This is a genomic window from Mongoliibacter sp., assembly GCF_007692705.1.
GTDB lineage: Bacteria > Bacteroidota > Bacteroidia > Cytophagales > Cyclobacteriaceae > Mongoliibacter.
The window spans coordinates 1-16,208 of record NZ_REBN01000062.1 but is presented as its reverse complement, the minus strand read 5'-3'; the positions used below and the strand labels follow the sequence as shown (position 1 = coordinate 16,208).

Genomic DNA, 16,208 nt, shown 5'->3' with positions numbered 1-16,208 from the left:
TATACATTGATGGCTTGGCAAGCACTGGTCTTGAACCCATCACACCCAGGCCTAATGTTGTCATTAATCCATTTTTGAAGAAGTCTCTTCTTTTCATCCCTATCTTTTTTTTGTAAATTTTAGATACTTTAATATATCAAAAGGTAAATCTGACTCAACTTATATTTTTGCTGTTATAGAAATTGATTTCTTATTTACCGAGCTTATAAAGAAACAATACAGGCTTTTGAAAAAACATTAAATCCCTTCTTCTTGGAATCTGAATGATTTACAAAAACTAATTTCAATTTTGCTAAAGTTGGAAAAGTCCATATCCTCCTTCACAATCATTTAGAATCTTTGCTTAAAGCAGTTTAAAGGAAATCAGTATTTCCGTTCAAGTAAGTATTATATGATTCTAAAGAAAACCAGTTAGGTTGAACTAATCCCAAGATTATTTATGTGTTGGTTTTAATACTTTTACTTTCATTCTTTTGTACATCAAAGTTACCATCAATGATTAACCAGCTTATAAGAAAAACTATTCAAATCTTATTAAAAACACTTCATATGATGGTATAATTCTTATAATTAAAGCAAAGAATTTACTTTTTACGTATTTATGCCGGAAAACAAAAACATTGAAGAAAATTTTAAAACTGGGGCATTTTTGATTGATAGATTTTTCTTTGAGGATATTCCAAAATGAATAATAGAAAAGTGACCCTTTCGTTTCAAATGTGTGGAAATTTAAGAAAACTAACTCTTCTACTTGTACAATGCCTGAATGGTCTTAATATCAATTTCTACTTCTGGTAAAAAAGCATCACTAAACATATACTTTTTGAAGCTATATAGCATTTGTTTCGCTTCAATTCTATTTTCCAAATCAGTGTGAAGATCGATACCACTTATAAGGAGTTTACCTTTTCCGACGCGAACCTCAAATACCAATCCCAGTGATCTGTTATAGAACCAATCATCCACTACCCTTACTAAAGGTGTAATTTCCGGGAAGTCATCCAATATAATTGCTTCGGAGTTACTCATGGCGTCCCACCATTGCCAATTTGAGTGATATTCAGTTGGAAACGCTTCAAACAGGCTGTGATCGGGGTTACAAAGCAAACCCAAAGTATGGGGTTTTTGACCATTGGTCCAGGAGGTATTCCAAAAAATACTGGAGAAACCTAATCCTATATCTCCTCCGAAATCCGGGCTGACAGAACCCTTTACAGTACTCAAAAGTACTTTTCCTCCGTTTGTCAAAAACTCAAGAGTTTCATTGTCAAGATTCTTTGTCACATGAATATTATCTTCCCTTAAAGAAGGATTTTCAGCAGGGTAAACCCACACATCCCAGGAATTGGTGGAATTTTCCACCGAAATCCTCAGTGTTAGTTTCACGGGATTCTCTATTTCAATCAAAGGGATGGACAGCTGCCCGAGTTGCGTTCCATTACCTATTTCAATATCCGTTTCATTTAAAGTTCCTTCTGCAATAGCATTATTCTTTCCATTTACCAATGTCCATTTTGGTATTACTCCCTGAATTGATGCTTCACCAAAATGTGCGATCTCAATGGCTGCATTTAAAGTATCTGTGTTTAAGAATACTCTTTTATCAAGTCTTGCCAAAGGTACTGTCTGTCCAGAGAAAGACTTAAACTCATCAGGTGTAACATATCCTTTTTCATCCCAAAAAGCATCCAAAACTCCCACTAAGGCTGTCCCTTGTCCAGGGAAATCGTGTAAATCTAACAGCTGAAACCCACCAAAATCCTTTGTTCTGAGCGCTGCTTCTATATCGGCTTTATAGCATAAGGTCTGTAATTTCCCAGAAGCAAGCAGTAAGCTGTCAGCAAGGTGCCCAAGCCTGTTTTTATCCAATGATTCCTGAAAGATTTCAAAATTTTTGGGTTTCAAAACTCCAGTATACTTTGACACCTCTTTAAAATTCGGAAATACACACCATTGCCCCATTTCATGACTTACAATAGGCATGGAAGTATTATCAACCATTTTTTGATAATCGAACAGTGTCTGTGGAGCTGATTTATTGATGATACTGTTTAGGTTTGCATTCCAATGCTGAATCCGGGGTCCAGGGGAATTAAAATAGTCTGCATTGTCTATAAAAGGCCAACCGGCACCACTGGTATAAACTTTTGTATCATCATAATTTTTGAAATGGTCTACAAACCCAATCAGGTAATCCTTATGATTTTCACCACCAGGCTCATTACCATGGGCCATCATGACGAATGAAGGGTGATTTCCATAATTATCCAAAATACTTTCACCTTCTTCATAAAGCCAGCTATCTACTGGTTCCCCATCCCCGATATCCGTCCAGGCAGAGGCTTCTACCTGAAGGTAAACACCTTCAATATCCGCTGCCTGGAAAGCAGCTTTCGGAGGACACCATGAATGAAACCTCATGTGATTTAATCCATGTTCTTTGATAATTCCAAAAATCCGTTGCCATTCATCTATTTTGGTTGGCGGATATCCTGTCAATGGAAAGATGGCACACTCCAATGTTCCTCTTAAAAACACCGGCCTGTCATTTACTGAAAACCGCTTTCCATCTACCTTAAATTCCCTCATCCCAAAGTCTTCTTGTCTTATGTCAGTTCCGGAAGAAGTAATCAACTTCAGATCCATCTGGTAAGTATTGGGATTAAATTCATCCCATAATGCCGGCTTATCACCCATTGGGTAATTGAATTCAAATTCATTTATACCTGCCTCAAGCTCAATTTCATGATTCATTGTCTTTTCATCAGGAAAAGACCCATTCAGTTTTACTGCTGTCATTGCCAGCTTTGCTTTTTGACTTTCCCCACTGGAGTTGATTACCTTCAACTTGACATTCACAGATTTATTTGAAATATCAGGAATAATTTTAACCTTATCCAAATAGCTCTTGGGACTGGCTATAAGCCGGATATCCCCTACAATTCCATTCCAGTTTGTTTGGGTATTATCTGATATACTGTGTGCATCAAGACCAACATTGATTTCCTTCACCCGGTTATCGACCCTGATCGTCAATTTATGCTTTCCCGGCTTTAGGTTTTCTACATCCAAATCATATACATGCGGAGTGCCTAAGGTATTTTTCATCCCAACTGCCTGTTCATCAATCCACACAGTCGTTTCCCAATGTGGCCTTTCCAAGAATAACCTGATATGCTTGTCTTTCCAGTAATCAGGAATCAAAATTTCTTTTTGGTACCATGCGGGTCCATAATATACTTTTTCAGGAGTGAGCCAAAATGATAGTTTTATGTTGTCAGGTTCGCGGTAGGGTGCGTACTTCCCATCAGTAAACCACTCATCATTCCAAAAATTACCAGTCCACTCATAATCAAGACTTACATCATCTCCTTTGTTATTTTCAGCCATGGAACCGGGCAATCTGATTGAGTCCTTCAGCTCTTCTGAAAACCATTTTTCAGTAATCCCTTGATCCATGGGATCTTGTTCAAAGCTCCATTCTCCGGACAAGTCTATAAAATCTTCTTTCTTTTGAGCGCAGCCCAATAGAAGGTAAACACAAAATAATGAGAAGGTTATTAGTTTTTTCATAGTAATGAATTGTTATTTCCTGAAAATTGAAAAAATACTGTTTGCCACTATCTCATGACCGCTTTCATTAATATGGTTGGCCTGACTCATGTAAGCGGTTAAACTTTCTTGTTTGGCTATCTCCCGAAACTTCAAGTAACTATCTACCAACCCAATTTCAAATTCACTTGAAAGACTTCTGATCTGATCGGCATGTTTATACAGTTTCGATTCATGACTTTTGATATTTTCCTTTAAATCCGGGGTTGGTGTCATCAAAATAACCTTAGCACCATATTCTTTTGCTGATTTTATCATTTCGACCCACGCAGACCTAGATCTATCGAGTCCTAAATTCCTGTCATTTAAAGCATAATCTATAAAAATCACATCAGGTCTATGAGATAAAACTTCACTTTGAAACCTCTTAGAACCATTTTCAGAATTTTCACCTCCCTTTGCCGTTACAATAACATTTACAACTGCATATGGATATTCCTCCTTCAATTTAAGAAGGAATAAAAAGGGGTATGAATTCATTGTATTGACATTAGGTGTTTTAAAATATCCTGCCGGAACCGAATGTCCATGAAATACAATGTTGACAGTCCTGTTTTCAGGCCATTTTTTCCCCAATTCTTCAATCACCTGGTCAAGGTAATTGTCATTTCCGTTAGTCGGGATTTCAGGTATATATGACTGTAAATGAGCGAATACAAACAAGTATAGAATAGACTGTATCATTTTTAAGTTAATTATTTTGTGCTGAATTCACCTTTGACGATTGCATTCAACTTCGATTCCATTTCCTTCACTTTATCAGGATATTTATTAGCAAGATTATTGGATTCAAAAGGATCAATGGATAAATCAAACAATTGCGGTTCGGGGAAAAAACCCGGATCCACATATTTAATCCTTAACCATTCCGGGACATTCACATTTTTGGCAGGAATGAATTTCCAATTATGGTGCCTTATCCCGTAGACGTAGGCTTCTTCCAATAAGTACTCCCTCCCTTTTTCGGATTTATTCAATAACACATCCAAAAACTCCCCGCTATCTACTGCATTGCCTTTTTCAATGGGTTGACCTACCAGCTTTGCCAGTGAGGCATAAAAATCAGTTTGGGAAATCAAGGCTGAATTTTCTCCCGGGTCCACTGTACCTGGCCAGGAGACGATAGTAGGCATTCTGGTTCCCCCTTCATAAATAGAATATTTTGTCCCTTTATAAGGACCTGCAGGCAAATGGCTCCCAACCAATTCTCTGGCATAATCAAAATACCCATCATCTAAAATAGGTCCATTGTCGCTGGTAAAAATCAATAAGGTGTTCTCAGTGATTTCCAATTTCTCAAGTGTTTTAGTAATTTCACCAACACACCAATCCATCTGGGCAATTACATCTCCTCTTGGGCCCATCAGACTTTTTCGCACAAATTCCACATTGGCAACTCTGGGCTGGTGGATATCGTGAAGAGAGAAGAACAGGAAAAAGGGATTGTCTTTTTGGGCTTTCATAAAATCAACAGCCTTTTCGGTAAGGATAAATGGAAATTCCTCATCAACCCAGAGAGCGCTTTCCCCACCATTCATATAACCGATTCTGCTAAACCCGTTTGTAATAGACTGGAGGTGCATGGGGTCAGCATGTTGCTTGAGTAATTCCGGCCTTTCGCTCCCAAGAGGGTAACCATCCAGCCTGGATCCATAGCTGACCTCAATTGGGTCATAAGGATCCAGGTTTATGACCCTTTGATTTTCCATAAAAACTGTCGGAATCCTGTCACCGGTGGCCGGTATCAGGAAGCTATAATCAAACCCCACTTCTCTGGGACCAGGCTTGACTTCTTCATTCCAGTCTACATTTCCATCACCTAGACCCAAATGCCATTTACCTACAATTCCTGTGTGGTATCCTGCTTTTTGAAGCATCTTAGGCATGGTTTCCATTTCAACATCAATTATCAAAGGAGCATCACCACTTAAAATTGCTGCATTGTTACGAAATGCATGGCTTCCTGTCAATAGAGAATAGCGGGATGGGGTACAGGTGGACGAGCTGCTGTGAGCATCGGTAAAATTCACTCCGCTTTGGGCAAGTTTATCGACGTTTGGAGTATTTACACCTACCGCTCCATTGACCCCAATATCTCCATATCCCAAATCATCAACATAGATCAAGACAATATTCGGTTTTACGTTTTGACTTAAAGCACTGCCTGAATAAAAGATGGAGAAGATAAAAACTAATGAAATTTTATATAATGGTTTTAAAGTCATGGTTCCTGTTATTTGGTGGATTGAATCAATTCAAGTTGGAGAATATACTTTTTAATTCTTCTGCCTGTATTTCACTCTTGGGGTTAAATTCTTTGGAATTCATATAATTTTCCAGACTAAATCTAAGTTGGCGGGCAACAACTCTGAATTCAATATCCCTTTCCAAGTCTATTGAAGTAAACAATAATTTACCCTGTCCTACCTTGGTTTCAAATACATTGGACAATTCCCTATTGGTTACAAAATTATCGATCACTCTTACTATTGGTTCTACATTCAATTCAGTTACATCCAATGATTTGGATTGAATACTTAAATCCCACCATTGCCAGTCACTATGAAAATCTGTAGGGAAATCAGCCAGGGCATTATGTGATGGATCACAGAGTATCCCCATTGTTGCTGGCTGGTCAGGAAAATGGACGGGGCTCCAAAATACAGGAACAAACCTGCCGGTCACCCCTTCCAACTCTTCTACTTCCGGATTCAGCAGCACTGACTTTCCTTGCTCCAGCCATTTAACCGCTTGGGAAAATGACCGGGTATAATTCATGGCACTTTGTTTTCCCTGGTTTTCCGGATAGACCCATACTGGCCATTCATTTTCATAATCAGTTCCGTCAATACTCACTTTTATTTGGAGTTTGGTAGCTTTTTGGACCTCCAGTTTCACTGAAATTGTTCCTGTAGTATTCTCATTGCCTATATTAAACTGTGATTTCTCAAACTGACCTGATGCGATTTTGGAGCTTTCATTCTCAATAGACCAAGAAACAGACTGGTCATAAAGTGGCTTGTAAAAATTGGCAATCTGAACTTCGGCTTCAAGTGTTTCTCCAGAAGTATATACAGCTTTTTCCATATTGATCAGGGGTACGACTTCACTGTTGAACCTGGAGAACTCCTTACTTTCGATAACTCCTTTAGACTCCCAAAACACATTTACCAAACCTACGAGAGCTGTTCCCTGTCCGGGAAAATCCTGTAGCTGCAACAATTGAAAACCATCAAACCCCGGTGTTTTAAGAGCTCTTTCAATTTCTTCTTTATATAAAATCGCTGCCAGTTTTCCTGATGCCTGAGTGAATTCCGGGGCAAGGTTTAATAGTCCTTTTTCTTCCAGATCATTTTTTATTTCAATAAAATTCAAAGGCATTAAGACTCCGGTATATTTTTCAATTTCAGACAGATCCGGATAGACAGAGTATTGTCCTATTTCATGTGAAATTATCGGGACTTGTATATGCTCGATCTCATTTTGATAATTTTTATCAAAATGTGGTTTTTTATTGTTGAAAATCCCCTGTCCTCTGATCCAGCCTCTGTCAGTCCATTGCGTAACAAAAAAATCATCAGCTGGCTGCGGTAATCTGCCCAGGCCATTTTGGAAGGAGAATGAAGTTGTTGTATATAATCTTCTATCATCTTTTTCCTTCAGGTTTTTAACAAATGAATTCATGTAAGCGATATTTCCTTCGAGTTCATTTCCCAAGGCCATCAGGATAAAAGATGGATGATTCCCATATTCATTCAACATAAGTTCCGCTTCTTTTTCAAGAAAGAAGTTGGTCTCTGAGTCTTCTCCTACCTTTAGGTTCCAGTGTGGCAATTCTGCCTGAAAATAAAAACCCAATTCATCAGCAGCTTCAAAAGCAGCTTTAGGGGGGCACCAGGAATGAAACCGGAAATGGTTTAAGCCAAAAGCTTTAGCTGTTGAGATAATTTCTACCCAGGAACTTTTATCCGCCGGGGGGTGGCCGGTTAGAGGAAAAACCGCACATTCAAGAGTGCCTCTAAGAAAAATCCTTTGCCCATTTAAATGGAGAACTCCATTATTCGAGGTGATTTCTCTAAGTCCGAAGTTCTGTTTAAAAGAATCCTCTCCCGCAAAAATCTCCAATTCATAAATATTTGGATTAAACTCATCCCAACTCTCTATTTCAGGGACCAATTCAATCGGATAGTTATTCAGGCTACCGTTTTCAACAGGAACACTCCCTGCCTGTATTTTTTTCCCATTTTGTCGGATTATATATTCAAGCTCTCCAGCTTTTCCAATAGCTGCTGACACCAATAACCTTTTATTGTTTACATCAGATTTAAGCTTTACGTTGGAAATACTTGGCAGGGGCTTTAAGCTTAATTCCCCGATAATCCCATTCCATTTAATCTGGGTATGATTTGTATATGCATGGGCCATTTCTTTGGATTCCTGCTCATGATATTTTGAACCTTCTATATTTATTTGAGGGTATTTATTTGAATTATCTATGCAAATGGTTATCGTATTCCGGCCAGGTTTGATGAAATCCCGGATTTTAAACTTATGGGGCCCTACCAGACTTTCTCCAAAGCCGACTAAATTTCCATTGATCCAGACTTTTGAAGTCCAAATTACACGTTCCAAGGTCAGCTCCACTGCCTGCTTTGCCAATTCGGCAGGTACTTCTATTGACCTCTGATACCAAGCTTTGCCAATATATTGCCTCTTTCTTGTCAAATGGGAAAACTGGTCATGTTTTGCAGCTGAATCCATCAATTGGCCAGAACCTAAATCAGCTAAATCCAAAGTACCGGGCAGTTCTATTTTTTCCCCACTGGGAAAGTCAATAAACCACTTTTCAGATTCTCCCCGGTCCAGTGAATCCAGAACCACATCCCACTCACCTTTGAGAGACAATTCTTTTTTAGGTGATTGACAGGACACACATCCACTCCAAAGGAGAATCAGTATACACAAATAACATAGCCCTTTATGATCCTTCATATTTTAATCTTTTGTTGATTTACTTCCCCACCAATCTTTATTAGGCTCAAAATCAACTGAAAACATTTCAATTCTTTCTTCCTCCAGCTGCTGTTTTCTCTCAGTACTCATCCTGACAAAATGATTTTTAGACAGTTCTGTATTGAAGTTATCAACCAGTTTAGGCGATTCTATATTTTTTTGGTTCAGCCATTCAAACAGTTGGTTTTGTAATTCCTCAGCCTTTTGCTTTTCTATATCAGCCAGATTTTTTCTTTCCTGAGGATCAGTCTCCAGATTGTACAATTCCATATGATTGTCTTCCCAGTAATGTATCAACTTCCACTCACCAAGTAATAGTACGGAAGATGGGTCACCTCCTTGATTTCCATAATGGGGATAATGCCAGTATAAAGGTCTTTCAGCAAATTGATTCCCTTCCATTAATGGTCTCAATGATTCACCATCCAACTCCAGGCTTTGAGGTACCTGATACCCTGCATAATCCAATAATGTTGGAAAAAAATCATGACCTGAAACAGCTTGGTTAATTTCATGGGATGAATCCGATGATTCCGGAATATGAATAAAATAGGGAACCCTTAAACCACCTTCCCATTGATATCCTTTTCCTCCGCGCAATGGGAGGTTGGATGTTGCAAACCCATCACCTGAAGCTACACCTCCATGGTCAGAAGTGAATACAACAATGGTATTTTCTGCTAATCCCAATTGTTCCAGATGGTTCATTACTATTCCGACAGCATCATCCATCTGTTCAACCAAACCGGCATATACAGGGTTATCCTGGACGACCCGTATTGGCAGTCTTCTTTCCATTTCATAACCATAGTCTGCAACTCCAATACTTTCTGCCTTATTTCTGTATTTTGCCCATTTTTCCTCAGTCGACTGAATTGGACCATGTACTGCATAAAAGGATAACATGGCAAAAAAAGGCTTATCCCTTTCCATTTTTAAAAATTCAACTGTTTCATTTGCCAAAATCCCGCTGAGATTTTCTCCTTTGGGATAGTCTTTTAATCTGGGGTTGTCAAAGGGTGCAAAGTAACCTCCTAAAGGGCTCCCGACAGTCCAGCCACCGATATTGTAATCAAATCCCCTGTTTTCCGGCCATTGATCCTCTGTATCCCCTAAATGCCATTTTCCGGCAAAAAAAGTCTGATAACCGGCTTCTTTAAATGCTTCTCCCAAAGTCACTTCATCGGATAAGTCGTGTTTATACTCAGGAGGAAGTAATTTGGTATGGGGTGCTGAACTGTGCCAATCTTCGCCTGTCTTAGCCCCAATCCAGTCAGTAATCCCATGGCTTGCCGTAAATTTGCCAGTCATTATACAAGCCCTGGCCGGACTGCAAACCTGGCTGGAAGAATATCCTTTTGTAAATCTAAAGCTCCTCGAAGCCAGTCTGTCGATATTGGGTGTTTCATAAAAAGCACTTCCTGTTACTCCCAGGTCGTGATATCCCAAGTCGTCAACCAGGATAAATAAAATATTTGGTTGCGTATTTTCAGGATTCTTCTCCTGGCAGCCAGTCCCAATCATGCCTAATAACACAGAAATTAAACAGATGTATCTCATATTCATTCAATTAAGTTCATTTCTTTATCCAATAAATTTCTATGGACTATAACACCTAGATGGTATTTATCCATAGCCCCTGCAGATTCAAAAGAAGTCTTTGCCCCTGCTTTATCACCCATACCCAGTTTACCTAAGCCTATAAGGTAATTACAGTGGACCTTATTTCTAATTTTAAGATCTTCATCCCAAATCAATAAATCGGGAAGAGATACAGCGAAATAGTCAATTTTAATCTCATCAAAATAGTGGCTCTCACCATAATCAATCAATTTATTAAACAGGCTGAATGCAGCACTTTCATTTCCTAGTTTTAGAAGCGCAAGTCCCTGATAGAATATTTTATCAGGAGACTGATCATTATAGTAAAGGGCAGGACTGGGATCGCTTAAACCTATAGAAGCTTTTTGCCAATATTTGACGGCAATGGTCAATTGCCCAAGCTTTTCATAAGCACAACCCAACCAATAAAAAACATCATTTTCCCGGGCACCATAAAGTTTTCCTTCACCCAGGTTTTTGGGGTACTCCCTTGCTTGCTGAAGGTGTTCAATTGCCGATTCAAATTTGTTGTTGTTGATGTCTGATTTGGCCAATTCAATTCTTGCCATTAAATATTGGCCGGGAACACGGCCCTCTCCCCCTTCCCAAGGATGAAAAATTCTATTCAACATTAAATCAAGTGCTTTTTGATACCGGCCCTCAATATTCAAAAGGGTGAGATATTCCAAAAATACATCATCACGCTCATACACTAAATCCATATTCCCTTCCAAAAATGATTTACGGAATCCAAAAGGTTTATTCAGCTTTTTATAGAGCTGGTCTAACTCCATAAATACCCTGGAATTTTTTTGATCCTTGGAAAATGCGTTTTCCAAAGATCTAAGAGCCTTATCTTTTTGATGAAGTTTGTTGTAGTAAATAAGGGAAAGGTTTCGTAAAACTTTTGGTGAATCAGGATTAAGACGGAGAGAATTTTCAAGACAGTCTTTGGCAAGGCTGAATTGTTTTTTAGCCATCCAAAAATTCCCAAGGTAATATTGGCTGTTATAATCAGATGGGTTTTTAGCAAAAGCTTCTCTAAGAATATCCACCTCCTCAATTCTATTTGGAAAGCAATAGTCTGTAGGCATCTTCGAAGCAATTTTATACCAGTAAAGGGCTTGTTCCCGGTCACCGGTTTTTCCCAAAAAGTACCCCAGGCAATAGTAGACTATGGGGTATCCACTGGATTTTCCTTCCAAATAAACTTTCAAGAGCTTGATAGCTTCTTCATAAAGTCCTGCATACGCATAGTCTAAAGCATATTCCAAATAATTATGGACATAGTCCCTTATCAAAACTTTAAAATCACTTTTATCACTTTCATTATTGGAAAGCAGAAATTTCTCGAATAGTATTCCAAAATTGAATCTGTCAATTGCCAAGGAGTCCTCGATTAAGCTCTTGGCGGCAGATGCCAGTTTAAGTTTTCTGAACAGGGCTACTTTGAGATGCCTTGCTTTGTGGTTGTGCCAATTTCTGATCAGTGACTTGTTTACATGTTCCAGGGCTTTTTGGAAATCATCATCAGCGGTATTGATATAAGCTAAATTTAAATATCCTGCATCCTGCCAAGCTCCATTCCAGCAGGCCTTGTAAAAATATTCATATGCTTTTTCCGATTCTCCTAAAAACTTAAATGCCAAACCCAGGTTGAAGTAAGGCTCTCCATCATAAGGGTTGGGATTGTATTTGGTTAATGATGTAATGGATCTCTCAAAGTATGGGATTGACTTTCTTATCAGCCCGCTCCTCAGATAATAACTTCCTACTGCATTGTTGCACCTGATATCTAAAGGATCTCTTTTTAAACCTTCCCTGTAATAATCCATTGGTTGGTAGGTGGCATGGCGATATTGTTCAATATGGAGACCCGTAAGGAAAAGCTCTTCATTGGTAAGTATTTCCTGAGGAATTTTGGCTGGCTTTGCCGGATCGGGAAGCGGCTCCAACTGATTGGGTTTTTGTTTCCAGGAAACCAGGTTTTTCCCGTCTTTACCAAGAACAGTTACTTCAAGCAATTCAGGATTATCACCGAAAGGTATAGCATATTCAAAGACAGATTCAGGTGAAAGATCACCGGTTTTTGAGAAGAGTATTTCTCCGTTCTTTTTAAGAGTTACTGAAGCTTCATCAAATGACCCGGTAACATATACCAAAACTGTGATCTTATTTTCTGCCTGTATTACATTCACCAAAGCATCTTTTGTAGCATTTTTGACAACTCCCAGTTTTTGATAAGGCATAAAATACTGCTCAAAATTCTTTTCTTCATAGGGCTGCATCCATGAGAAATCCGGTTGATTGTCAGTATAGACTCCACACATCAATTCAATGTATGGCCCATTGCTATCAGTAAGGTTTCTATCCCAGGCGTGACCAAAATCCCCATTTCCCCAGGTCCATTGTTTTTTACCCGGAGAAATATTATGGTCTGCAACATGAAGTAGACCTGCCTCGGTATCATTTTCATAACCGCCTACAAAATCATAAGCTGATTTGATGGCCATATAAGAAGTCGGAACAGGAATGTTTTTATATTTTGAAATATCCACTCCTGCTGAATAGTCAACTTTATAATAAGTCCCCGTTGCAACAGGGAATTTGGACACGTCCCGTTTCCCGTGGTCAAAAACAGCATTGACATCTTCCGGAAAAACTGATTGATAATGGTCGTTTACAGCGACTGCAGGATTGGCCCACCACAGAAAGGTCTGAGGATGTGGAGTCCTGTTAAACAACTTGCCTTTGATTTGTAAATATGCTTTGTCAGGGTATAGGGTTATCCCTGCCATTCCTTTTGTTCTGAACATCCTCTCCACTTCACTGACCCAGACGGTTATACTGCCATCCTCATTCTTTTCAATGGAAAAATCCACCGGATCATAAGTACTGGGTCTATGATGCTGTGGCCAATTGAATTCTATTCCTCCCGAAATCCAAGGCCCCGTAAGTCCAACAAGTGCCGGTTTAATTACTTCATTGTAATATACAAAATGTCTTTGCTTGATTTTATCATAAGCCATTTGGATTCTTCCCCCCAGAGCGGGCAAAACCATTATTTTAAGATAGGTATTTTCAAGAAATACCACTTCCCATTCTTTTTCTACTTTTACATCACTGATTTTTTCAATAACCGGGTGAGGATAAACAGTACCACTACTACCCTGATAAACCCTTTTTTCAAGAAAAATCGGATATTTTTCCGCCTCATAAACTTCATAGGTAGGAATGACAATAGTTTCAATCCATGCTTTAACTGGTTCTTGTCTTTTCATTTTATATCATTTTAAAAACTCAGATTCAATTTCTTCCAGGCTTTTACCTTTTGTTTCCGGTAATCTTTTGAGAATAAAAAAGTAACCTGCCAGGCATATCAGGCCATAGACCCAAAATGTTCCGGATGCATTAAGCCTGCTATTCAGAATAGGAAATGAATAAGTAAGCGCGAATGATGCTATCCAGAGGGTCAATGTAGCCAATGACATCGCCATACCTCTGATCCTGTTGGGGAAAATCTCAGATAGAATTACCCAGGTTACCGGAGCAAGAGTCATTGCGTAGACTGCTATAGCTGCTATCACCAGGAGCAATATGGGTAAACCTGTCCAACCCATATAATAGCTCAATCCCATGACCAAATAGATCCATGTCAAACCCAGTGCTCCAAAAAGCATCAGGCGCTTTCTTCCCCAGGAATCAACAAAACGCATTGCAATGAGAGTAAATAAAAGGTTAACACTGCCGGTAATGATAATATTGAAAAGCATATCACCTACACTGTAGCCTGCTGCGGTAAATATCTCCTCTGCGTAGTTGAATATAACATTGATTCCACACCACTGCTGAAATACCGCCAAAACTATCCCAATCAGCAATATTGGCTTAACCTTTGGGTGAAAAAGCTCTTTTCTATGAACTTTTGTAAGATTATTCTCTAAGCTTCTTTTTATAGAAATCAATTCATTTTCAGCATATTGAAACCCACCGATTTTCTTCAGAATTCTAAAAGCTTCAGTATCCCTGTTTATTTTTATCAAAAATCTAGGGCTTTTGGGCACTGTGAACATCAGGATAAAAAACAATGTGGCGGGAACCAGTTCTGCCCAAAACATCCACCTCCACCCCATCAGGCTGTTCCAGCTGGATTTCATCTGACCAATATCCAAGGAATCCAAAACAGGTTCTGCAATCAAATAATTGGAGATTTGGGCTGCTAATATCCCGAAAACAATGGTTAGTTGATTGATGGAGACGAATCTGCCTCTTAGATGGCCGGGGGCCAGTTCTGCTATATATAAAGGAGATAATGTTGAGGCTATTCCGATACCTACTCCACCTAAAATCCTGTAAAACACAAACCAGGAAAAGTCATCTGTGTACCCACTTCCAAATGCAGAAATGATGAATAAAAAGGCTGCTCCTATGAGAGGGTATTTTCTCCCGAACTTATCGGAGAATAAACCTGCCAGTAACGCTCCCAAAATACATCCGATAAGTGCGCTGCTCATTGCCCAACCCTGAAGGAGTGGCGAGTTTTTCAATCCAAAATAAAGTTCATAAAAAGGTTTAGCCCCTCCTATCACTACCCAATCATATCCAAACAGAAAACCTCCCATGGCAGAGGTAAAAGCCAAAGCCAAAAGATAAATGAGATTGAAGTCTTTTTGCTTAACCTTAATTTCTGACATGCTTCAAGGAGTTTGATTTTGGGTTATGGGTAATAATTCAATGTTAAAGATCTGATCGGCTATTCATATTTTTAGCCAAACAAAATTTTTAATCGTAAAATCTTTTACTTTAAATATTTCATATTGAAAAATTTAATACAAAATAATTTACCATCTATGAATTGACATATTCAAAATTATTGAATTATGAATCTGCCTCAATGGATGAAAATATTATTTATATAGACAATTATGCAATAAGAGAAAGGTAAAAAAGGAGCATTTTCAATGACTCGGATAAAGTTCATATATTCACAGAGACAGTAAAGAGTCAAAATTAAAGTTAGCCACGGACCGTTTAAGAGTTGTCCAAGAAAACAACCAAGATTGAGCCTCAATAAAAAGCAGTAAACCCAAAAATTGAAAATGGACAATAAAAGTTTAATCAAAAAAGGATTCCGGGGGGAGAAAATGAATGTAATCCCCAGAGAAATCTTAAAATCCCATATATCACATGAATTCAATAAAAACCTCTATTTAACAGACGTAGGATATTTTCCACAGGCAAGAAACCACTACAGGAAGAGGCCTCAAGGCTGTAGTGAGTACATATTGATTTATTGTGTAGAGGGGTATGGTACTATCAATATTGAAAAATCGAAACACCAATTAACACCACATTCTTTTTATATTATAAAGGCTGATACTCCCCATTATTATTATGCCGATGAAAAGGAACCTTGGTCAATTTATTGGGTTCATTTTTCGGGAGAGTTTTCAAGTTTATTTTATAAGAAATTCACAGAATTAAACAATGGTTCCCATATCACGATTCCCTTTGAAAGTAATCGGATTGCTGAATTTGAGTATATCATTGATTTAATAAATATGGGGATTTCAAAAGAAGTCTTCGAGTACGTATGCATTTTGCTGTATAAAACTATAGGCTCTTTTTTATATTATTCATTAAGGTCAACAACTAAGGCGGATAACAGCAATGATAAAATGATCGAAGAGATTAAAGCCTATTTGAAAAATAACATTACCGAAAAAATCACCATTTCAAAAATTGCAAGTGAGTTCAATAAATCCAATTCAAGTATTTTCTCTCTGTTTAAACAAAAAACAGGTTACTCGATTATCCACTATTTCAACTTGCTTAAGATTCAGCATGCCTGTGAATTAATCAATCTTAGTTCAATGCCAATGAAAGAAATCTCCTATCTGCTAAATTTCCAAGACCCATTATATTTTTCCAGGCTATTTAAAAAATACATGGGAGTATCTCCAAGTGAATACAGGAAAAAC

8 protein-coding genes are annotated in these 16,208 nt (G+C 38.3%); 1 reads left to right on the top strand and 7 read right to left on the bottom strand.

The window, feature by feature from the left end; translation table 11 throughout:
• Positions 1-747: 747 nt before the first annotated feature.
• From EA341_RS01115 to EA341_RS01085, 7 genes are read right to left on the bottom strand one after another with little or no spacing between them, the layout of a single operon-like run.
• Complete coding sequence (locus EA341_RS01115) at positions 748-3,573, bottom strand: sugar-binding domain-containing protein (RefSeq protein WP_293010836.1); 2,826 nt, start codon at positions 3,571-3,573, stop codon at positions 748-750.
• A 12-nt stretch (positions 3,574-3,585) separates the two neighbouring features.
• Complete coding sequence (locus EA341_RS01110; RefSeq protein ID WP_293010835.1) at positions 3,586-4,296, bottom strand: SGNH/GDSL hydrolase family protein; 711 nt, start codon at positions 4,294-4,296, stop codon at positions 3,586-3,588.
• Positions 4,297-4,307: 11 nt separating this feature from the next.
• Complete coding sequence (locus tag EA341_RS01105) at positions 4,308-5,837, bottom strand: arylsulfatase (RefSeq protein WP_293010834.1); 1,530 nt, start codon at positions 5,835-5,837, stop codon at positions 4,308-4,310.
• A gap of 25 nt (positions 5,838-5,862) precedes the next feature.
• Entirely contained in the window at positions 5,863-8,604 is a 2,742-nt protein-coding gene (locus EA341_RS01100; RefSeq protein ID WP_293010833.1) for a sugar-binding domain-containing protein, read from the bottom strand.
• Between the two features lie 3 nt (positions 8,605-8,607).
• Positions 8,608-10,185, bottom strand: a complete 1,578-nt coding sequence (locus EA341_RS01095; protein WP_293010832.1) for a sulfatase — start codon at positions 10,183-10,185, stop codon at positions 8,608-8,610.
• Positions 10,186-10,187: 2 nt separating this feature from the next.
• On the bottom strand, positions 10,188-13,508 hold the full coding sequence (locus tag EA341_RS01090) for a DUF5107 domain-containing protein (RefSeq protein WP_293010831.1): 3,321 nt from the start codon (positions 13,506-13,508) through the stop codon (positions 10,188-10,190).
• A gap of 6 nt (positions 13,509-13,514) precedes the next feature.
• Positions 13,515-14,921: a sugar porter family MFS transporter gene (locus EA341_RS01085; RefSeq protein ID WP_293010830.1), complete on the bottom strand. Its 1,407-nt coding sequence runs from the start codon at positions 14,919-14,921 to the stop codon at positions 13,515-13,517.
• Positions 14,922-15,326: 405 nt separating this feature from the next.
• Between EA341_RS01085 and EA341_RS01080 the strand changes: the two genes are divergently transcribed.
• Positions 15,327-16,208, top strand: an 882-nt coding sequence (locus EA341_RS01080; protein ID WP_293010829.1) for an AraC family transcriptional regulator, incomplete at its 3' end; no start/stop codon positions are given.